The sequence below is a fragment of the Cellulomonas sp. WB94 genome, from assembly GCF_003115775.1.
Classification (GTDB): domain Bacteria; phylum Actinomycetota; class Actinomycetes; order Actinomycetales; family Cellulomonadaceae; genus Cellulomonas_A.
The window spans coordinates 142,324-162,160 of record NZ_QEES01000002.1; the positions used below are offsets into that span (position 1 = coordinate 142,324).

Annotated in this window: 23 protein-coding genes and 2 tRNA genes; 7 read left to right on the forward strand and 18 right to left on the reverse strand. The window is 73.2% G+C overall.

All coding sequences use genetic code 11. From position 1 onward, the window contains the following. Positions 1–46: 46 nt before the first annotated feature. Together DDP54_RS01750 and DDP54_RS01755 are read right to left on the reverse strand one after the other, a co-directional pair. Positions 47–967: a hypothetical protein gene (locus DDP54_RS01750; protein WP_109130298.1), complete on the reverse strand. Its 921-nt coding sequence runs from the start codon at positions 965–967 to the stop codon at positions 47–49. Then, the gene (locus tag DDP54_RS01755; RefSeq protein WP_242448161.1) at positions 964–2,013 is read right to left on the reverse strand and encodes an ATP-binding cassette domain-containing protein; all 1,050 of its coding nucleotides are present in this window, start codon (positions 2,011–2,013) and stop codon (positions 964–966) included. Before DDP54_RS01755 ends, DDP54_RS01750 begins: the two co-directional genes overlap by 4 nt. A 123-nt stretch (positions 2,014–2,136) precedes the next feature. On the opposite strand from DDP54_RS01755, the gene DDP54_RS01760 reads away from it, so the two are divergent. The 3 genes from DDP54_RS01760 (at position 2,137) to DDP54_RS01770 (ending at position 4,624) form a co-directional block, all read left to right on the forward strand. Next, positions 2,137–2,835, forward strand: a complete 699-nt coding sequence (locus DDP54_RS01760) for an ABC transporter permease (protein WP_109132265.1) — start codon at positions 2,137–2,139, stop codon at positions 2,833–2,835. Between the two features lie 10 nt (positions 2,836–2,845). After that, positions 2,846–3,529: an ABC transporter permease gene (locus DDP54_RS01765; RefSeq protein ID WP_109130300.1), complete on the forward strand. Its 684-nt coding sequence runs from the start codon at positions 2,846–2,848 to the stop codon at positions 3,527–3,529. 90 nt (positions 3,530–3,619) lie between these two features. Further along, positions 3,620–4,624 (forward strand): glycine betaine ABC transporter substrate-binding protein, encoded by a 1,005-nt coding sequence (locus DDP54_RS01770; protein WP_109132266.1) that lies wholly within the window; start codon positions 3,620–3,622, stop codon positions 4,622–4,624. A gap of 19 nt (positions 4,625–4,643) precedes the next feature. Here the strand turns inward: DDP54_RS01770 and DDP54_RS01775 are convergent, their stop codons facing one another. The 4 genes from DDP54_RS01775 to DDP54_RS01790 form a co-directional block, all read right to left on the reverse strand. Beyond that, positions 4,644–6,110 carry an NAD(P)/FAD-dependent oxidoreductase gene (locus DDP54_RS01775; protein WP_109132267.1) on the reverse strand — a complete coding sequence of 489 codons (1,467 nt, stop codon included), beginning with the start codon at positions 6,108–6,110 and terminating at the stop codon, positions 4,644–4,646. A 140-nt stretch (positions 6,111–6,250) separates the two neighbouring features. Then, positions 6,251–6,323 (reverse strand) — tRNA-Lys (locus tag DDP54_RS01780). 65 nt (positions 6,324–6,388) lie between these two features. Continuing rightward, positions 6,389–6,697, reverse strand: a complete 309-nt coding sequence (locus DDP54_RS01785; protein WP_109130301.1) for a hypothetical protein — start codon at positions 6,695–6,697, stop codon at positions 6,389–6,391. Between the two features lie 94 nt (positions 6,698–6,791). Next, a complete protein-coding gene (locus tag DDP54_RS01790) occupies positions 6,792–7,088 on the reverse strand; it encodes a co-chaperone GroES (RefSeq protein WP_109130302.1) in 297 nt (98 codons plus the stop codon). A 126-nt stretch (positions 7,089–7,214) separates the two neighbouring features. On the opposite strand from DDP54_RS01790, the gene bcp reads away from it, so the two are divergent. Further along, a complete protein-coding gene (gene bcp / locus DDP54_RS01795) occupies positions 7,215–7,682 on the forward strand; it encodes a thioredoxin-dependent thiol peroxidase (protein WP_109130303.1) in 468 nt (155 codons plus the stop codon). Positions 7,683–7,741: 59 nt separating this feature from the next. Beyond that, positions 7,742–7,827, forward strand: a tRNA-Leu gene (locus tag DDP54_RS01800). 72 nt (positions 7,828–7,899) lie between these two features. Here the strand turns inward: DDP54_RS01800 and trxA are convergent. Then, positions 7,900–8,274 (reverse strand): thioredoxin, encoded by a 375-nt coding sequence (gene trxA / locus DDP54_RS01805; RefSeq protein WP_109130304.1) that lies wholly within the window; start codon positions 8,272–8,274, stop codon positions 7,900–7,902. Between the two features lie 120 nt (positions 8,275–8,394). Here trxA and DDP54_RS01810 point away from each other — a divergent pair, with 120 nt between their 5' ends. Further along, positions 8,395–8,949: an NUDIX hydrolase family protein gene (locus tag DDP54_RS01810; protein ID WP_109130305.1), complete on the forward strand. Its 555-nt coding sequence runs from the start codon at positions 8,395–8,397 to the stop codon at positions 8,947–8,949. 64 nt (positions 8,950–9,013) lie between these two features. Here DDP54_RS01810 and DDP54_RS01815 read toward each other — a convergent pair whose 3' ends face one another. The 7 genes from DDP54_RS01815 to clpS are packed head-to-tail and all read right to left on the reverse strand — an operon-like array spanning position 9,014 to position 14,814. Beyond that, positions 9,014–10,654: an ATP-binding cassette domain-containing protein gene (locus DDP54_RS01815; RefSeq protein ID WP_109130306.1), complete on the reverse strand. Its 1,641-nt coding sequence runs from the start codon at positions 10,652–10,654 to the stop codon at positions 9,014–9,016. A 60-nt stretch (positions 10,655–10,714) separates the two neighbouring features. Then, entirely contained in the window at positions 10,715–11,338 is a 624-nt protein-coding gene (gene rdgB, locus DDP54_RS01820) for an RdgB/HAM1 family non-canonical purine NTP pyrophosphatase (protein ID WP_109130307.1), read from the reverse strand. Continuing rightward, positions 11,335–12,144 (reverse strand): ribonuclease PH, encoded by an 810-nt coding sequence (gene rph, locus DDP54_RS01825; RefSeq protein WP_109130308.1) that lies wholly within the window; start codon positions 12,142–12,144, stop codon positions 11,335–11,337. Before rph ends, rdgB begins: the two co-directional genes overlap by 4 nt. A 42-nt stretch (positions 12,145–12,186) precedes the next feature. Next, positions 12,187–12,987: an MBL fold metallo-hydrolase gene (locus DDP54_RS01830; protein ID WP_109130309.1), complete on the reverse strand. Its 801-nt coding sequence runs from the start codon at positions 12,985–12,987 to the stop codon at positions 12,187–12,189. Beyond that, positions 12,984–13,799, reverse strand: coding sequence for a glutamate racemase (gene murI, locus DDP54_RS01835; RefSeq protein ID WP_109130310.1), 816 nt, complete (start codon positions 13,797–13,799; stop codon positions 12,984–12,986). Before murI ends, DDP54_RS01830 begins: the two co-directional genes overlap by 4 nt. Positions 13,800–13,855: 56 nt before the next feature. Further along, a complete protein-coding gene (locus tag DDP54_RS01840) occupies positions 13,856–14,527 on the reverse strand; it encodes a DUF2017 family protein (RefSeq protein WP_109132269.1) in 672 nt (223 codons plus the stop codon). Continuing rightward, entirely contained in the window at positions 14,527–14,814 is a 288-nt protein-coding gene (gene clpS, locus DDP54_RS01845; RefSeq protein ID WP_109132268.1) for an ATP-dependent Clp protease adapter ClpS, read from the reverse strand. Before clpS ends, DDP54_RS01840 begins: the two co-directional genes overlap by 1 nt. A gap of 83 nt (positions 14,815–14,897) precedes the next feature. On the opposite strand from clpS, the gene DDP54_RS01850 reads away from it, so the two are divergent. Beyond that, complete coding sequence (locus tag DDP54_RS01850) at positions 14,898–16,253, forward strand: nicotinate phosphoribosyltransferase (protein WP_109130311.1); 1,356 nt, start codon at positions 14,898–14,900, stop codon at positions 16,251–16,253. A 29-nt stretch (positions 16,254–16,282) separates the two neighbouring features. Here the strand turns inward: DDP54_RS01850 and DDP54_RS18055 are convergent, their stop codons facing one another. From DDP54_RS18055 to DDP54_RS01865, 4 genes are read right to left on the reverse strand one after another with little or no spacing between them, the layout of a single operon-like run. Further along, entirely contained in the window at positions 16,283–16,624 is a 342-nt protein-coding gene (locus DDP54_RS18055; protein ID WP_158274429.1) for a hypothetical protein, read from the reverse strand. Between the two features lie 47 nt (positions 16,625–16,671). Further along, positions 16,672–18,501, reverse strand: a complete 1,830-nt coding sequence (locus DDP54_RS01855) for a DEAD/DEAH box helicase (RefSeq protein ID WP_109130312.1) — start codon at positions 18,499–18,501, stop codon at positions 16,672–16,674. After that, complete coding sequence (locus DDP54_RS01860; RefSeq protein ID WP_109130313.1) at positions 18,498–18,839, reverse strand: DUF3039 domain-containing protein; 342 nt, start codon at positions 18,837–18,839, stop codon at positions 18,498–18,500. Before DDP54_RS01860 ends, DDP54_RS01855 begins: the two co-directional genes overlap by 4 nt. 10 nt (positions 18,840–18,849) lie before the next feature. Then, on the reverse strand, positions 18,850–19,833 hold the full coding sequence (locus DDP54_RS01865) for a PfkB family carbohydrate kinase (RefSeq protein ID WP_242448163.1): 984 nt from the start codon (positions 19,831–19,833) through the stop codon (positions 18,850–18,852). Positions 19,834–19,837 lie beyond the last annotated feature (4 nt).

The window sequence follows — 19,837 nt, forward strand, 5'->3', positions numbered from 1 at the left end:
CTGCGCGCGGCGGATCGCTTCGCGTGCGAGCGCCGTGACCGCCAGGTCAGAGGCGGGCGACCACGGCGTCGACGAGACGGTCGATCGAGCCGGGCGCGAGTGCGAAGAAGAACGACGGCTCGGTGAGCTCGAGCTCGAGCACCACGGGGTTGCCGGCGTCATCGGGGATCAGGTCCACCCGCGCATACACGAGCGGTCCGTCGACGCCGGGGACGAGCTCGGGCAACGCGGCCACGACGCGCTCGGCGACCTCGCGCTCGGCGGGGCTCGCATCGCGCGCCGACATGACCTCCTCCTTGTACAGGACCGAGGTCGTCGTCGGTGCGCGGAACGGTCCGCTGAGCAGGGGGGCCTTGCGCACGGCGTGGCTGAACACACCGTCGATGAAGACGATGGCGGTCTCCCCGACGGTGTCCACCTGCCGCAGGTAGCGCTGGAGCATGACGTGCCGACCGGCCTGCAGGAGGCTCTTCGCGTGCGTGATGGCGAGCGCGCGAGACGACGTCTCTCCCGCCGAGTACCGACCGGTGTCACGTGACCCGGCGCTGATGGTCGGCTTGATGACGAAGTCCCCGAACGCCGGGAACCGGGTGTGGATCTGCCGCGAGTCGAAGTTGCGCTCGGGGTCGAGCCAGATGGTGGGCACGATCGGCAGGCCGGCGCTCTCGAGCGTGCGCTGGTAGGACTTGTCGACGTTCCACTCCACCGCCGAGGCAGGGTTCACCAGGCGCGTGGACTTCTCGACGCGGCGGACCCAGTCGAGGAACTCCCGCGGGCGGTCGGTGTAGTCCCATGTCGAGCGGATCAGGACGAGGTCGTAGCCCGCCCAGTCCACCGCTGGGTCGTCCCACACGACCGGCTCGGCGACGACGTCGCGCTGCGCGAAAGCCGGGACGAGAGGGACGTCGTCGTCGTCAAGGGCGGGCAGCGACGAGCAGGTGGCGAGGGCGATGCGGCGGGAGCTCACCCGGGCAGAGTACCCACCGCGGTGGTCGGGGAGGTTACCGGGGAGTGCTGTGCGTCGAACATCACGCGGCGCAGGGCATCGAGGAGGTGGCCGGCGTCGAGGGTCCCGACGACGGCTCCGTGCTCCGTCACCGCGACGGGGCCGCTGCCCGTGCCGGCCAGCGCAGCGAACGCGTCCTCGAGGGAGGACCCCACGACCACCGCCGCGGTGCCACCCGGTTGTGGCCCGGCGCCGCCGTCCACGAGCGCAGTTCCGGTGACGGGTCCCAGATCGCTGCGGAGCAGCCGGCCGAGCGACAGGAGCCGCACGGCGGCATCGGTCCCGACGAGGTCCGCCACGGCGGGGCTCGCGGGTGCGGCGAGCACCTGCACGGGGTCCGCCAGCTGTTCGAGGTGCCCGCCCGGGCTGAGCACGGCGATCCGGTCAGCGAGCCGGACGGCCTCGTCGACGTCGTGCGTCACGAGCATGACGGTCGTCCCGAGCTCACGCTGGATGCGGCGGAACTCCCCCTGCAGCCGCCGGCGACCGACCGGGTCGACCGCCCCGAACGGCTCGTCCATCAGGAGCACCGGCGGGTCGGCCGCGAGCGCGCGTGCGACCCCGACCCGTTGGCGCTCGCCCCCGGACAGCTCGTGGGGGTAGCGGCGCCCGTAGACGTCGGGGTCGAGCCCGACGAGCTCGAGCAGCTCGGACACCCTGGCCCGTGACCGCGCACGATCCCACCGGAGCAGCTGCGGCACTGTCGAGACGTTCTGCGCGACGGTCCGGTGCGGGAACAGACCGACGTGCTGGATCACGTACCCCATGCGACGTCGCAGGCCCACGGCGTCGACATGCGTGACGTCCTCACCGCCGAGCAGGATCCGGCCCGACGTGGGCTCGACCAGACGGTTTGCCATGCGCAGCGTCGTGGACTTGCCGCACCCCGACGGACCGACGAGCGCGAGGAGCTCGTGCTCGTTGACCTCGAGCGTCAGGTCGTCGACGGCGACGGTGCCGTCGGCATAGACCTTGCGCACGTGCTCGAACCCGATCGACGTCGCCACTCGACGGACGCTACCCGGCCTGGCCGACACCTGCGCACGGATTCCCCGCGCCGACGACGCGGCACCGAGCGGTCGGCGTCGCGCCGTCCGACGAGTCCGGGTACGTTCGCACGCGTGATCCCGATGACGTCCGCAGGCCTGGCGTCCGCAGGCGCGGTGCACGCGGCCGCGAACCCGTGGCTGTCGTGGGACTACGTGGTGCGCAACCGGGGCGACCTGACCCGCGCGCTCGAGCAGCACACGAGCCTGACGATCCAGGCCGTGCTCATCGCGTTCGTGATCGCGCTGCCGCTCGCGGCGCTCGCGCACACCCGGCCACGCCTGGCCGCGCCGCTCGTGGGCCTCGCCGGGGTGCTGTACACGGTCCCGTCCGTCGCGCTGTTCGCCGTCCTGGCGCCGTTCACCGGGATCGGCCGCACCACCGTCCTGATCGGTCTGGTCACGTACGCGCTGCTCGTGCTCGTGCGCAACATCGTCGTCGGGCTCGACGGTGTCGCCGACGAGGTGCGCGACGCGGCGCGCGGCCTCGGGTACGGCCCTGCGCGGTTGCTCCTGAGGGTCGAGCTGCCGAACGCGCTGCCCGCCATCGTCGCCGGTGTGCGGCTGGCCACCGTCTCGACAGTGGCACTCACCACGGTCGGTGTCGTCGTCGGGTACGGCGGGCTCGGTCAGCTGATGTTCCGCGGATTCCGCAGCCGGTACCACGCCGAGATCCTCACCGCCACGCTGCTCTGTCTGGCGCTCGCGCTCGCGTGCGACCTGGTCCTGTACGTCGCGGGCCGGTTGATCACGCCGTGGTCCCGCTCGACGCGGACGACGTGAGGTCCGCGCGATGAATGTCGTCTCCGACGCGCTCGCGTGGCTCAACGACCCCCTGAACTGGACGGGCACCCACGGCGTGCTGGCGCTGACCCGGCAGCACCTGACGATCTCGGTCGCGGCCGTGCTCCTCGCTGCCGTCGTCGCGCTGCCGCTCGGCGTGTGGCTCGGGCACCGCCGCAGGGGAGGGTCGCTGACCGTGGTGCTGGCCAACACCTCGCGCGCGCTGCCGACCTTCGCGCTGCTCACGATCTTCGCGTCGGGCGGCCTGTTCGGCCAGACCGCGACGACGTTGGCCGTCGCGGTGTTCGCGGTCCCGCCGATCCTCACGAACGCGTACACCGGGGTGCTCGAGGTCGACGCCGACGTGCGGGACGCGGCCCGCGGGATGGGCATGTCGGCCGCGCGCTCGCTCGCGCTGGTCGAGCTGCCGCTCGCGCTCCCCCTCGTGGCCGCCGGGCTTCGCACCGCCGCCGTGCAGGTCATCGCGACGGTGCCGCTCGCGGCGTTCGTGGGCGGGACGAGCCTGGGCTCGACCATCGTTGAGGGGCTCGCGCTGCAGCGCTACGGGCAGGTCCTGGCCGGCGGCGTGCTCGTCGCTCTGCTGTGCCTGGTCGCCGAGGGCGTCCTCGCCGGGGTCCAGCGCGCCCTGACGCCGATGCCCATGCGGCAGCGGTCCACGCCGTCGTCGGTGTGAGGCGAACGAGGCCGAACCCGCTTGCCAGATGTCCGGATGGCGGGTCGAATGGCTGCTGACAACCCGGCACGCCACCGCGAGGAGCCCGTCATGCGCACACCCCCGATCGCCGCCGCAGCTGCCCTGGCCACCGCCGCAGCGCTCCTGCTCGCCGCGTGCGGCACTCCCGGTTCGGGCGGTGGGGTCGCCGCGACGACCGCCGCGACCGCGTCAGGGGCTGCGGCGTGCGCGCCGGTCAAGGGCGACAAGCTCGTCGTCCTGACCGACGACAAGGGCCTGCAGAACGCCGACAACGTCATCCCCGCCGTCAATGCGGCTGCCGCGGCTGCCGACCCGGCGCTCGTGCCGCTCCTCGACACGGTGTCGGCCTCGCTCGACACCACGAAGCTCATCGGCCTGAACAAGTCGGTCGACATCGACCGCAAGACGTCCAGCGAGGTCGCGGCCGCATACGTGACGGACGCCGGGCTCACCGCGCCCGACGCCTCGGTGGGCGGCGGTCGCCACGTCGTCATCGGCGCCGCGAACTTCTCCGAGAGCGCGACGCTGTCCGAGGTGTACGCCGCCGTGCTGCGCTCGGCCGGGTACACCGCCGACGTCCAGACGATCGGCAACCGCGAGACCTACCTCCCGGCGCTCGAGAGCGGGCAGATCACCGCGACGCCCGAGTACGCCGCGACGCTGGCCGAGTTCCTCAACACCAAGGTCAACGGTGCGAGCGCGAGCCCCGTCGCGAGCGGCGACGTCAAGGCGACCGTCACGGCTCTGACGACGCTCGGCGAGGGCGTGGGCCTGACGTTCGGGGCGGCGTCGGCGGCGCAGGACCAGAACGCGTTCGCTGTGACGAGAGAGTTCGCCCAGGAGCACGGCGTGACGACGCTGAGCGAGCTCGCGGCGGCCTGCGGGTCTCTCGTCCTGGCCGGACCGGCGGAGTGCCCTGAGCGGCCCTTCTGCCAGCCCGGCCTGGAGTCGAAGTACGGCCTGGCGTTCTCCGACTTCAAGTCCTACGACTTCGGCCTCATCGGCGACGCTGTGCGTCACGGCGAGGCCGCGATCGGCCTGGTCCTGTCGAGCGACGGCTCGCTCGCGAGCTGAGTGACTCGCGGGACGACGTTCAGAGCCCCGCGGTCTCGAGCAGCCGCAGCCACACCTCGCTGACCGTCGGGTAGGCGGGGACGGCGTGCCACAGCCGGTCGAGCGGGACCTGGCCGACGACGGCGACCGTGGCGGCGTGCACGAGCTCCGCGGCGTCGGGACCCGTGAACGTCGCACCCACGACGAGCCCGTGCGCGTGGTCCAGCACGAGCTGCGCGGTGCCCGCGTACCCGTCGGCGGCGACGGACGCCCCCGACACGGCCGACACGTCGTACTGCACGACGCGGACGTCCAGCCCGGCGTCGCGGGCCGCCTGCTCGGTCAGCCCGACCCAGGCGACCTCGGGCCGGGAGAAGACGACCTGCGGCGCCCCGACCCCGTCGGCGCTGGCCCGGTAGCGGGTCCACGGTCCCGCTGACGCCTCGGCCTGGCGATCTGCCTCGGACGTCCCGAACCGGGCCGCCACGACGTCGCCTGCGACCCGCCCGTCGTACTTGCCCTGGTGGGTCGTCGCCGTGCGCCCGGTGACGTCTCCGGCCGCGAACAGCCAGCCGCCCTCGACGGCCGCCACGGTCATCGCCTCGTCCACCTCGAGCCGCGCGCCCGGCCGCAGCCCGAGGACCTCGAGCCCCAGATCGGCGGTCCGGGGCGCACGACCCGTCGCGACGAGGAGCTGCTCCGAGACGACCTCCCCGCCGTCTGCCAGTGCGACGTGGACGCCGTCGGGCGCGCGCTCCACCGAGGTCACCGCCGACCCGGTCCGCAGGTCGACCCCGAGCGCGACGAGCGCCTCGGCGACCTCACGAGCCGCGAACGGCTCGGCTCGCGCGAGCAGCCGGTCGCCGCGCACGAGCACCGTGACGGCTGCACCCAGGTCGGTGTAGGCGACGGCCATCTCGACCGCCACGACGCCGCCTCCGAGGATCGTGAGCGACGCGGGGACCTCCTGGGCCGACGTGGCCTCGCGGCTCGTCCAGGGCGCCGCACCGGCGAGCCCGTCGACGTCGGGCAGGGCAGGCTCGCTCCCCGTCGCCACGACGACGGCGTGACGCGCGCGCAGGACCGTCTCGACACCCATGTCGTCCTCGACGAGGACGGTGCGCGGACCCGCGAAACGCGCACGCCCCCGCACGAGCGCGATCCCCGCGCCGTCGAGCCACTCGACCTGGCCGTGGTCGTCCCAGTGGGACGCGAACGAGTTGCGGCGTGCCAGGGCGCCGGCCACGTCGAGCCGGCCGGTGACGGCGCCGGCTGCTCCGGGCACGGCACGGGCCGCGGCGAGGACCGCCCCCGGACGCAGCAGCGCCTTGGACGGCATGCAGGCCCAGTAGGAGCACTCGCCGCCGACGAGCTCGTCCTCGACGACGACGACGCTCAGTCCCCCCTGCCGGGCCCGGTCCGCGACGTTCTCCCCGGTCGATCCCCCTCCGAGCACGACGACGTCGTACTCACGAACCCCGGGTGGCTGCTGCTCGGACTCGCTCATGCCGTGCTCCGTCCCGCCGTGGATGGTCGGTCCCATCGTGGCCCCCGGCCCCGGATCCGGCCATACCGGGACGAGCGAGCACCTCGGCGACGCCTGGCATGACGAAGGCCCCCGACCGAACCGGTCAGGGGCCTTTGCAGTGCGCCATCAGGGACTCGAACCCCGAACCCGCTGATTAAGAGTCAGCTGCTCTGCCAATTGAGCTAATGGCGCGCGGGGCGAAACGTTACCACCGGTCAGCCGCAGAGACGAACTCGCCTCCTCGACCGTGACGCGCGTCACTCGTGGGCGGCCTCAGGATCGACAGGGAGCTCGTCGGAGGCCTCGTCGGAGGCCGCTTCGACGTCGGAGTCCGTCTCCCACCAGGCGTCGTCAGGCAGGCCCTCGGTCTCCAGGATCACCTGGGACGCCGGGCCGTCCGGCGCGGCGAGATCAGCGAGCAGCGTCAGCGGAACACCCTCGGCGAGCAGCTGCATCACCGCGCCGGCAGGATCTGCCCGACGGGGCGTCGGCGTCGAGGCGTCCGACCCGGTCCGGTCGTCGGATGCGTCGACGTCCACCGTGACGTCGTGGTCGTTCTGAGCCACGTGCGGGTCCCCTTTGCTCGCCGATCCACCATCGGAACACCGGCGCGACCGTGGCGCAAGCGCGCGACCCCGATCTCGGGCCGGCACTCGCCCGTCAGAGGTACAGGCCTGTTCCTTCGCCGCCGGCCCCCGGCTGCGCGACCGCATGCACGTCCTTCTCCCGCAGCAGCAGGTAGGTACGGGCGTCGAGCTCGACCTCGCCACGCTCGTCGGGGTCGAACAGCACGCGGTTGCCCACCTCGACCTGCCGGACCTGCTGGCCCGCCGCGACGACGGTCCCCCACGCGAGCCGCTTGCCGACCGCAGCCGTCGCGGGGATCACGATCCCGCCCGACGAGCGGCGCTCGGCGGCATCGGCGTCCAGCTCGACCAGCAGCCTGTCGTTGAGCATGCGGATCGGCAGGGTGGGCCGTTCGGACGGCCGGGGTGCGCTCACGTTGACCGACGCTACCGCGACCGTAGGCTGGCATGGCCGCGCAGCAGCCCGACGCCGCACCGATCACGACCAAGGAGCGCCATGCCTCGCCTGTCCGCCGGAGACCTCGCCCCCGACTTCACGCTCCCGACCGCCGACGGCGGTTCCGTGACGCTCTCCGACCTGCGTGGGCAGCACGTCGTCGTGTACTTCTACCCCGCCGCGATGACCCCGGGCTGCACCACGCAGGCGTGCGACTTCCGCGACTCCCTGTCGTCGCTCGCGGCCGCCGGCTATGCCGTGATCGGCATCTCCCCGGACCCGGTCGACAAGCTCGCCCGGTTCGCTGCGGAGGACAGCCTGACGTTCCCGCTCGCGTCCGACGCCGACCGGTCGGTGCTCGAGACCTGGGGGGCGTTCGGCGAGAAGAAGCTCTACGGCAAGACCGTCACGGGCGTCATCCGGTCGACCGTCGTCGTCGACCCGGACGGCACGGTCGAGCTCGCGCAGTACAACGTGAAGGCCACCGGGCACGTCGCGAAGCTCCGGCGCGACCTGAAGATCGACTGACGCCCGGACGTCGTCGGACGGTCTCGGGGCCCGCGGGCCCTGTGGAATCATCGGAGCGCGCGGGAGTGGTGAAACGGCAGCCACGCCAGGTTTAGGTCCTGGTGCCCTCACGGGCGTGCGGGTTCGAGTCCCGTCTCCCGCACCAGGTCAGACGCGCGCGACGGGCCCGTCGCGCGCGTGCGCGGCGGGCCCGTCGAGGTCGTGCGGTGCGGTGGTCTCAGCTCGGCGTGGCGGTGCGCGCCGCGGCGATCTGCTTGCGCACGTCGTCCATGTCGAGCTCCTTGACGCCCTGGAGCACCTGCTCGAGAGCCGGACCGGGCAGAGCACCGGCCTGGCTGAAGACGAGGACGCCCTCGCGGAACGCCATGAGCGTCGGGATCGAGGAGATGTTCAGCTCGGCGGCGAGCTCCTGCTCGGCGTCCGTGTCGACCTTGGCGTGCACGACGTCGGGGTGCTGCTCGGACGACGTCTCGAACACCGGGCCGAAGCGCTTGCACGGGCCGCACCACTCCGCCCAGAAGTCGACGAGGACGATGTCGTTGTCGTTGATCGTCTGCTGGATCGTGGCACCGGTCAGCGTGGTCGTGGCCATGGGGGTCCTCCTCAGGTTCGTGGCTTGCGGCCGGTAGAGCGCTCTGGGAGGCCCGGGTATTCCCGGTGCCGGTGCGCGTCGGTGCGACCCGGAGGCCTCGTCCGGGGTAGAAAAGGCATCGTGACCGATACCGCCGAGTACCCTCGCGAGCCCGAACGTCCCTCCGGCTGGCTCAGCAACGACGCGATGGCGACAGCGCGCCGCACGCTTCCCCTGCTGTACGTCGATGCCGTGCCGGTGCGCGTCGACGACTCGGGCGACGTCGTGGCCGTCGGGCTCCTGCTGCGGGTCAACCAGGAGGGTGAGATGTCCCGCGCGCTGATCTCCGGTCGGGTCATGTACCACGAGCGCGTCCGCGACGCGCTGCTGCGGCACCTCGAGAAGGACCTCGGGCCGGTCGCACTCCCCCAGATCCCACCGTCCCCGCAGCCCTTCACCGTCGCGGAGTACTTCCCCACGCCGGGCATCACCGCGTACCACGACCCGCGTCAGCACGCCGTCTCGCTCGCGTACGTGGTCCCCGTCGCGGGCGACTGCCGGCCCCAGCAGGACGCGCTCGACCTCGCGTGGCTCACGCCGGAGGAGGCCCTGGCCGACCGCATCCAGCTCGAGATGACCGGCGGGCACGGGGCACTGCTGCGCCAGGCGATGGCCCACGTCGGGCGCATCGCGTAGGGCTCATCACGGCGGGCTCATCGCGGCGGGCGCAGCGCGGACCGGCGCAGCGCGGACCGGCGGATCAGCCGAGCTCGAGCTGGGGCCAGTCCGCGAGGTCGGCACGCATGCGTCTGTCGTGGGTCGCGACGACGACCGCCGCCGACGTGGCACGCAGCGCCGCGGTCAGCTCGTCGACCAGACCGATCGACAGGTGGTTGGTCGGTTCGTCGAGCAGGAGGACGTGCGGTGCGGCCAGGACGGCGCACGCGAGGTCGAACCGGCGGCGCTGACCGACCGACAGCTCGGCGAGCGGCCGCTCCAGGTCCTCCTCGGTCAGCAGCGCGAGGTGGGCGACCGGCACGAGCTGGTCGGGGTCGAGCGCTCCCGCGGCGAGCAGGTCGAGAGCACGGCGTGCGTAGGCGTCGAAGCCGCTCGTCGAGGCCGGCTCGACGGGACCGGCCGACCCCGGCGGTCCCTCCTGACCGAGGATCCCGAGCCGCACCCCCGCCGCGAGCGTGCGCGTGCCGCGGCTCATCGGGACGGCACCGGCCAGGGCAGCCAGGAGCGTCGACTTGCCTGACCCGTTGGGGCCGGTGACCAGGAGCCTGCCGCACGGCGGCAGGTCGACGCGGGTCCCCGGCAGGTCGAGGCGGACGCGGTCGGCGACGCCCTCGACCCGCGGCGCCCGCAGCTCGAGCAGCGGGCCGCTCACGTACCGCTGCGGCAGCGACGGCAGGTCGGGGAACGCGAGCTCGAGCGGGGGGACCGGGACCTCGACCGCCGCGGCCTCGAGCCGTTGGATGAGCCGGTCGGCAGCCTTGACGTGACCGCGGGCGTGCGTGGCCCGGCGGTTCGGCCTCGAGCCCTTGGCCGGCCGCCACGCGTCGGACAGCCCCTCGTAGGACGCGTCGAGGTGCGCGGCCACCATCTCGGCGCGCTTGCGCTCCGCCGCGTGCCGGGCACGCCATCGCCGCAGCGCCTGGTCCTTCATGAACCGGTAGGTCGCGTACCGCGTCGCGCCGTACAGCACCGGGCCACCGTCCATCGACGGGTCGAGGTCGAGGATCGCCGTCATGACGTCGTCGAGCAGCTGACGGTCGTGCGTCACGATGACGACGACGCCCGGCCACCCCCGCAGCTGGGCGGTCAGGTACTCGATACCGACCACGTCGAGGTGGTTGGTCGGCTCGTCGAGCAGGAGGACGTCGGCGCGCTCCGCGATGCGGCACGCGAGCCTGACGCGGTAGCGCTCGCCGACGCTGAGCTCGTCGAGCCTGCGCTGCGGGTCGCGCGGCGCGCCGAACCGCGTGAGCGCCTCGTCGACGCGGCGGTCGACGTCCCATGCTGCGAGCTGCTCGGCGCGCGCCATGACGACCCCGAGCGCACCCAGGTCGCCCGAGTCGTGGTCGAACGAGGCGATCGCGGCGTCGAGCTGCGCAGCCACGGCACGCAACCCCGACAGCGCCTCACCGGTGAGTGTCCCGACGGTCGCATCGGGCAGCACGTCGAGCTCCTGGGCGACGACCGCGATGCGGCCGACGACCCGCACCGCGCCGGACTGCGGGTCGAGCTCCCCGGCCAGCACACGCAGCAGCGTCGTCTTGCCGGCGCCGTTCTCGCCCACGACCCCGATGCGTGCGCCGTCCGAGGCCACGAGGTCCACGCGTTCGAGCACGGCGCGGCCCGGATAGGCGTACGTGACCGCGTCGGCCACGAGGTGCACCGGCCCGAGAGCCGGGCTAGCCGTGTCGGAAGCTCCGAGGCCGCGCTCAGCCACGTCCACTCACCCGCCGAGCGCCACCGCGATGGCCGGTGCCAGTGCGCGGAACGCCTGACCGCGGTGGCTGATCGCGTTCTTCTCGGCCGGGGTGAGCTCCGCGCACGTGCGCGTCTCGCCCTCCGGGATCAGCACCGGGTCGTAGCCGAACCCGCCGGTGCCGCGTGCCGCGAGCGCGAGACGGCCCACGAGGTGACCGATCTCGACGTGCTCGGTGCCGTCCGGCGTGACGAGGGCCGCGGCGCAGGTGAACCGGGCTCCGCGGTGCTCAGGGGCGATGTCCTCGAGCTGCGCGAGCAGCAGGTCGAGGTTCGCGACGTCGTCGCCGTGCCGGCCGGCCCAGCGTGCCGAGAAGATGCCGGGCGCGCCGCCCAGCACGTCGACGCAGAGGCCCGAGTCGTCAGCGAGTGCAGGCAGGCCGGTGAACGCCGCGAGGGCACGCGCCTTGAGCAGCGCGTTCGCGGCGAACGTCAGCCCGTCCTCGACGGGTTCCGGTGCGCCCAGGTCGCGCGCGCCCACGAGGTCCACGGGGTCGAGGCCGGGCAGCAGGGGGGCGAGGATCGCCCGCAGCTCGCCGACCTTGTGCGGGTTGTGCGTGGCGAGGACGAGCCGAGGAGCGCTCGCGCTCACGCGCCGGTCCCGGACGCACCGACCGGGAGCGTCAGGCCGCGGGTCGCGCTGCCGTCCGACGCCGGTGCCGCGAGCGCCGCGAGCTGGATGCGGTTGAGCTCTGCGGTGCCCGCGACCGCCAGGTCGAGCAGGACGTCGAGCTCGCGCCGGTCGAACGGGGCGTGCTCCGCGGTGCCCTGGACCTCGACGAACGTGCCCGCGCCGGTGACGACGACGTTCATGTCGGTCTGGGCGCGGACGTCCTCGACGTACGGCAGGTCGAGCATCGGGACGCCGTCGATGATGCCGACGCTCACGGCGGCGACCGAGTCACGCAGCACGGTGCGCCGGGCGTTGATGGCGCCCTTCTCGACGCCCCACGCGACGGCGTCCGCGAGCGCGACGTAGGCGCCCGTGATTGCCGCGGTACGGGTCCCGCCGTCGGCCTGCAGGACGTCGCAGTCGAGCACGATCGTGTTCTCACCGAGCGCCGAGACGTCGATGATCGCGCGCAGCGAGCGGCCGATGAGCCGGGAGATCTCGTGGGTGCGGCCGCCGACCTTCCCGCGCACCGACTCGCGGTCCGAGCGGGTCGAGGTCGCCCGCGGGAGCATCGCGTACTCGGCGGTCACCCATCCCTCACCGGAGCCCTTGCGCCAGCGCGGCACACCCTCGGTGAAGGAGGCGACGCACAGCACCTTCGTGCCGCCGAACTCGACGAGGACGCTGCCCTCGCCGGCGTCGAGGAAGCGGCGGGTGATGGTGACCGGGCGCAGCTCGTCGGGGCGGCGGCCGTCGGCCCGCAGGGCCGTGGTGGAAGACGTCATGCGGACGAGCCTAACCGTGGGCTCCCCCACGGCCTGCCATCGTCAGAGCGTGTACACGGCGCCCGGGGCGGCCAGGTCGATCGGTCCGGCGTAGACGTTGCGCGCCTCGGCGAGCGTCACCTGCGGGTCGTTCCAGTCGACCAGGTGCGTCAGGACGAGGCGCCCGACGCCGCCGTCGGCCGCGACCAGACCCGCGCGCCGGCCCGTGAGGTGCACGCCGCGCGACGCGTCATCCCGACCCTCGACGTACGCGGCCTCTGCGAGAAGCAGGTCCGCGCCCGCAGCGAGGGCCGCGACGCCGTCGCACAGGTCGGTGTCCCCCGTGTAGGCGATCGTCACGGAGCGTCCGGGCTCGAGGGACGACGGACCGGTCACCCGGATGCCGAACGCCGGGATCGGGTGGGCGACCTCGACCGGCTCGAGCGTGAACGGGCCGACGTTGATCGAGACGCCCGGCGCCCACTCGCGCACGTCGAACTGCTCGGAGACCGTGGTCGCCGGGTCCTTGCCCGCCATCACGGCCAACCGTTCGGCCGTCCCCGCCGGGCCGTACAGCGGCACCTGGTCGCACGCACCCTGCGGCCGGTAGCGCCGCAGGACGTTGAGCACGATGAGGTCCGCGACGTGGTCGGAGTGCAGGTGGGATACGGCGATGACGTCGAGCGCCGTCGGGTCGCCGTAGCGCTGCAGCGGACCGAGAGCGCCGTTGCCGAGGTCGAGCAGAACGGTCCACGTCCGGTCTGCGCCGTCGACGTCGGGCGCCTCGGCCTGCACCAGGTAGCCGGAGGCCGCCGCGTCTGCGCTCGGGAACGACCCGGCGCAGCCGAGGACGACGAGCCTCACCGCAGCGCACCGAGCGGTTCGACCGCACCGACCTCAGGTCCGAGGAACCTGCGCGCGAGCGCCTGGAACGAGACCGGGTCGCCCGTCGCGATGAACCGGTGCTCGGCCGGGCCGGAGGCCGACTCACGCTCGAGGTCGTGCGCGACGAGTGTCCGGTAGACGTCCTTCGCGGTCTCCTCGGCGCTCGACACGAGCGTGACGTCCTCGCCCATCACGTAGGAGATGACGCCGGTCAGCAACGGGTAGTGGGTACACCCGAGCACGAGGGTGTCGACGCCGGCCGCACGGACGGGGTCGAGGTACTCGTGGGCGACCGCCATGAGCTCGGGGCCCGACGTGATGCCGGCCTCGACGAACTCGACGAACCTCGGGCACGCCTGGGAGGTGAGGTGGACGCCCGGTGCGACCGCGAACGCGTCGTCGTAGGCACGCGACTGGATCGTCGAGTGGGTCCCGATCACGCCGATCCGGCCGGTGCGGGTCGCGAGGACGGCACGGCGCGCGGCCGGGAGGATGACCTCCACGACCGGCAGCCCGTGGCGCAGCTCGTACCGTTCGCGGGCGTCGCGCAGCACGGCCGACGACGCGGTGTTGCAGGCGATGACGAGCATCTTCACGCCGGCGTCCGCCAGGTCGTCCATGACCGCGAGCGCGTGCGCACGGACAGCGGCGAGCGGCTTGGAACCGTACGGGGTGTTGAGCGTGTCGCCGATGTACAGCGTCGACTCCTGGGGCAGCTGGTCCAGGATCGACCGCGCGACGGTCAGGCCGCCGACACCGGAGTCGAAGATGCCGATCGGGGCCTCGTTCACGCCGACGAGCCTATCGGAGCGCGCGCCCGGTCTCGTCGGCGACGAGTCCGGGCGGGTCAGCGCGGCCGGTCGAGCTCGTCCAGCAGGACGTCGAGCAGCGACTCCTGCAGCCAGCTCAGCGCGGCGTAGATCGAGCCGAGGTACCGCCGGACGTCGGCCGGCGGGTCGGGCTGCCCGTCGTCGTCGTCGGGCAGCTCGCGCTCGAGGTCCGCGTACAGCGCCTCGGACGCCTCGTCGTCGTCCAGTCCCAGGCGGTCGGCCAGCACGAGACGCAGGTCGGTGATCGTCGCGGCGAGGTCCGCGCCGGCGTCCGGGTGCACGACGAGCGCTCCGCGCGGCCAGCCGTCCGCCGGACCGGTCGTCAGCGCATCCCACAGCGCCGTGAGCCGTGCCGTCTTGACGCGGCGCAGGTCGTCCTCGGTGAGCCGTCGAAACTCGGCCGACACGCTCGGCTCGTTCCGGGACGCGTCCGGCAGAAGCCTGCGCACCGCGGCGTCGTCGGGCGCTGCTATGTCGTCGATCCGCAGGCTGAGCCCGGCCAGGTGCTCGGTGGGCGGTGCCGTCTGCCGGGTGTCGTCGTCCCCGGGTCCACCCGTCGTCCGGCCGTCCTCGAGCCGCCCGGCGCCCAGAAGCTGCGCGACGTCGGCCACCACGGCGGCCACCGCGGCGCGTTCGTCCGCATCGAGCTCGGCGACGAACATCCCGCGCTCTCGGCGGAAGGCGCGCATCAGTCGCCCGACCGCTGAAGCGTCGCCCACAGGCCGTAGGAGTGCATCGCCTGCACGTCGACCTCCATCCGCTCACGGTTCCCGGCCGAGACCACGGCACGCCCCTGCTCGTGGACCTGGCGCATGAGCATCTCGGCCTTCGCGTGGGGGTGGCCGAAGTACGACCGGAAGACGTACGTCACGTAGCTCATGAGGTTGACCGGGTCGTTCCAGACGATGGTGACCCAGGCGTCGACCGTCGAGATGCTCTGCTCGGCAGCGGCGAGCCCCTCGGGCGCGGTCTGCAGTGTCACCCGTCCACTCTAGGTGCGGGACCGGGAGCGCGGACCCGTGGGTGCGGGCCACTCGCCCCGAGTCGTACGTTGGCGCCATGAACTCGTCGCCCGCCGCCCCGCACGGGGTCAGCACCGCCCTCCTGACCGACCGGTACGAGCTGACGATGCTGCAGGCGGCGCTCGCGGACTCGACGGCCGGCCGGCGCTGCGTCTTCGAGGTCTACACCCGACGGCTGCCGCCGGGTCGTCGGTACGGGGTCCTGGCGGGGACGGGACGCGTGCTGGAGGCGCTCGCCGACTTCCGGTTCACCGCGACCGAGCTGGACTGGCTCTCCGACGAGCACGTCGTGGACGACACGACGCTCGAGTTCCTCGCCGGATACCGCTTCGAAGGGTCGATCCGGGGCTACGCCGAGGGCGAGGTGTTCTTCCCGTTGTCCCCCGTGATGGTCGTGGAGGGGACGTTCGCCGAGGCCGTCCTGCTCGAGACCCTCGTGCTGTCGATCCTCAACTACGACTCGGCGATCGCCTCGGCGGCGTCCCGCATGACAAGTGCGGCCGCTGGGCGCCCGTGTCTCGAGATGGGTGCTCGGCGTGCTCACGAGGATGCCGCGGTCGCTGCTGCGCGCGCGGCGGTCATCGCCGGGTTCGTCGGGACGTCGAACCTCGAGGCGGGTCGCCGCTACGGCCTGACGACGATCGGCACGGCCGCGCACGCGTTCACGCTGCTGCACGACGACGAGGAGACGGCGTTCGCCTCGCAGGTCGCCTCGCAGGGCGTCGGGACCACGCTGCTCGTCGACACCTATGACGTCCGCCGCGGCGTCGAGCGGGCGGTTGCGGCCGCGGGGACCTCGCTCGGTGCCGTTCGCCTCGACTCGGGCGACCTGGGGGTGCTCGCGCACGAGGTCCGGGCCCAGCTCGACGGGCTCGGGGCGCACGGCACCCGGATCACCGTCACCTCGGACCTCGACGAGTACGCGATCGCGTCGCTCGCGGCCGCGCCCGTGGACTCCTACGGGGTCGGCACCTCGGTCGTGACCGGCTCGGGAGCCCCGACGTGCGGCATGGTCTACAAGCTCGTCGCCCGCGAGGGTCGCGACGGGTCTCTCGAGCCCGTCGAGAAGATCGCGCGGGGCAAGACGAGTGTCGGCGGCCGCAAGGCCGCGGCCCGACGACTGGGCCGGGACGGACGTGCCGTCGAAGAGGTGCTGGTCACCGGGGCGGACTCGGCGGTGGCCGCCTGGTCGTCCGACGACCGCTCGCTGCGAGCGCTCCAGGTCCCCCTCGTCACGGGCGGCACGGTCGAGGCCCGGTGGACCGGTGGGTCGGGTGTCCGGCTGGCGACAGAACGACACCGGGCCGCCCGCGACGAGCTGCCGCGGGCGGCCCGGCGTCTGTCCGCGGACGAGGCCGCGGTGCCGACCGTGACGCTGCGGCTCGAGGGCTGAGCCCGCCGCGGCGTCGGTGAGCGAGGTCGCTACACGCGTGCCCGGCCACGGCCCACAAGGCCGAGGATCAAGCTCACGACGAGGACGATCACGCCGATCCAGATCAGGAATTGCCCGATGTTGGTCGCGACGCCGAGGATGACCAGAACGACGCCGACAAGGATGAGCAGGAGCCAGGACGGCATGGTGCCTCCTTCAGTTCCGACAGCCTGGGCTGTCACGATCGATCGATGACCGGGGGTGCCCGGTACCGGGTCTGACCTCTCGAGCGTGACACCGGCAGCTGCCGTCCGCACCCGCTGCGAGGGGTTGCGAATTTCGTCGCGAGTGTTATGTAGGCGCCAGTCCAGGTCGCTGACCTGCGGGTTCACGACGATCCTGCTGTCCACCATGTGAGACGGGCACGGCGAGCTGCCGGTCAGCGCTTCCCGACGAACCAGCCACGCAGCAGCTCGAGCCGTGCCGTGAGCTGGTCCGGGTCGGCGAGGGCGACCTCCGGGCCGCCGCACCGCCGACGCAGCTCGGAGTGCACGGTGCCGTGCGGCTGGCCGCTGCGCCGGGCCCACGCGCCGACGAGCTGCGCGAGCTCCTTGCGCAGCGCCGCCTGCTTGCGATGGTCCATCTCGGCGAGCTGGGCGGCCTGAGCCTCCTTCGACGCCCTGGCCCCGCGCCGGCCGCTGAGCTGGTCGGCCTGGCGCTGCTTGAGGAGCGTCGTGACCTGGTCGGCGTCGAGCAGGCCGGGCAGCCCGAGGAAGTCCTGCTCCTCGTCCGAGCCGAGGTCGCCGCCCGTGCCGAACTCCCCGCCGTCGAACAGGACGCGGTCGAACGAGGCCAGCGACTCGAGCGCCTCGAATGCGCCCTGGAGGCCGTCGGGACCGACGGCGTCGGGTCCGCCCCGCTCCGAGTTCGCCGCCGCGAGCAGCGCATCCTCCGGCGAGAAGCCCTCGCCGGCCTCCTCGGCCGTGAGCGGCCGGTCGAGCGCGTGGTCCCGCTCGGCCTCGAGCGCGTTCGCGAGCGCGAGCAGCTGCGGGACGCTCGGCAGGAACACCGACGCGGTCTCTCCGCGGCGACGGGCGCGCACGAACCGTCCCACCGCCTGGGCGAAGAAGAGCGGCGTCGAGGTGCTCGTGGCGTAGACGCCGACGGCCAGGCGCGGGATGTCCACGCCCTCGGAGACCATCCGGACCGCGACGAGCCAGCGGGAGTCGGAGGCGGAGAACGCGTCGATCCGGTCGCTCGCCCCGTCGTCGTCCGAGAGCACGACCGTGGGTGACGTCCCCGTGATCCGCGCCAGGTGACCGGCATAGGCCCGTGCGTCGGTCTGGTCGGTCGCGATGACCATCGCCCCGGCGTCGGGAACCGACCGGCGGACCTCGCTCAGCCGGCGGTCGGCTGCCGCGAGGACTGCGGGGACCCATTCGCCGTTGGGGTCGAGCGCGGTGCGCCAGGCCTGCGCGGTCATGTCCTTCGTGAGTGCCTCGCCGAGACGCGCGCTGACCTCATCCCCAGCCTTGGTACGCCAGCGCATGGCGCCGCTGTACGACAGGAAGATGACCGGACGCACGACATGGTCGCGCAGCGCCTCGCCGTACCCGTAGGAGTAGTCCGACGTGCTGCGCCGGATGCCGTCGATCCCCCGCTCGTACGTGACGAACGGGATCGCCGCGGTGTCCGACCGGAACGGTGTCCCGGTGAGCGCGAGTCGACGAGTCGCACCCTGGAACGCCTCACGGACCGCGTCGCCCCACGAGAGGGCGTCGCCACCGTGGTGGATCTCGTCGAGGATCACGAGCGTGGGAGCCGCCTCGGTCCGCGCGGCGTGCAGCGCCGGCTTGCTCGCGACCTGGGCGTACGTGAGCGCCACACCGTCGAACCCGTGGCCGTGACGCCCCTGCGCGTTGGTGAAGCTCGGATCGATCGTGATGCCCACGCGGGCAGCGGCGTCAGCCCACTGCCTCTTGAGGTGCTCGGTGGGAGCCACCACGGTGACCCGGCGCACGACGCGCGCCGCCAGCAGCTCGGTCGCGATGCGCAACGCGAACGTCGTCTTCCCGGCACCCGGTGTCGCGACCGCGAGGAAGTCTCGCGGCTGACGCGCCCGGTAGGTGTCGAGAGCCTCGGCCTGCCATGCCCGCAGCTTCTCGGCAGTGCCCCACGGCGCACGCGACGGGAACGCCGGCGGCAGCTGGGAGGCTGCCGCGGTCGATGCGTGGCTCGTGGGGAGGGGCAGGCGGTGCGGCGCGCTCACTTCCCGCCGGACGACGAGCCGTCGCCGGGGCCGCTGCTCCCGGGTCCGCCGTCCTTCGGGGCACGCAGCCCCTCGTAGATCTCCTTGCACACCGGGCACACCGGGAACTTGTTCGGGTCGCGGCCCGGCACCCAGACCTTGCCGCAGAGCGCGACGACGGGCGTTCCGCTCAGCGCCGAGCCGAGGATCTTCTCCTTGCGCACGTAGTGCGCGAACCGTTCGTGGTCGCCCGGCTCGACCTCTTCGCGTGTCTCCTGGCGTTCGAGGACGCTCGTGGAGGTCCCGGCCCCGGGATCCATCGGGTCTGGCTGGGGGCTGGGGGGAAGGGGCTCGCTCATGGGCCCGAGTCTACGGCGCGACCCCGACAGACCCCAGGTCCGGATCGCCAGGTGAGCGGTTCGTCACACGCTCGCGCCCGGAGGCTGCTGAGGGTGTGAGCTGCGACCAGGACCGTGCGCCGCGGTGCCGCACCGACGCCGTCGCGGTCTGCACCGCACGCTCGAGGGCCCCGACCGGCGACCCGCCGCGCACCAGCTCCGCGCAGTAGGCGCCGTGCAGCACGTCGCCCGCGCCGAGCGTGTCGACGACCTCGTCGACCGGGACAGGCGGCGGCACGACCGCACCGCGGGTGCCGTCCGCCAGCAGGTACGGCACCGGGCCGGAACCGGCCGAACGAGCGACGAGCTGCGGGCCGAGCGCGGCGACGGCACCGAGGTCGTCGACGCCGTCCGGCACGAGGGCGGACGGGAGCAGGAAGTCGCCCGAGAGGACCGCGTGGTCCACCAGTGCGAGAAGCTCGTCCAGCCCCGGCTTCCAGCTGCCACCGTCGAGCACGACGGTCACCCCGGCGGACCGGGCCCGATCGGCGAGCGCGACCGCCGCGCCGAGGTGGTGGCCGTCGAGGAGCAGCACGCTCGCCCCCGCCAGCGTGGCGTCGGCCAGCGCGCGCACCCGTCCGGCCAGGTCACCGACCCCGGTCGCATTGACCGACACGACCGCGCGCTCCCCCGTGGCCCGCGTGACCAGGACTGTCGAGACGGCAGGCGTCCCGGGCGCACCCTCGAGCAGGTCGACGAGCTCGACCCCCGCGTCGCGCAGCCCCGACCGGACGAGGTCGGCGACCGGCCCCGAGCCGAGCGCGGTGACGAGGCGGGCGCGTACCCCGAGGGCGACGGCCGTCGCGGCCGCGTTGGCGGCCGGTCCGCCGAACCCCACCTCGAGGTCGGTCGCGACGACCTTCTCGTCGGGGGCCGGCAGCCGCTCGACGACCTGCAGCACATCGAGGGTCACAAGCCCGCAGCAGACGAACAGCGGCGCGGCGACAGCGGTCACCGGG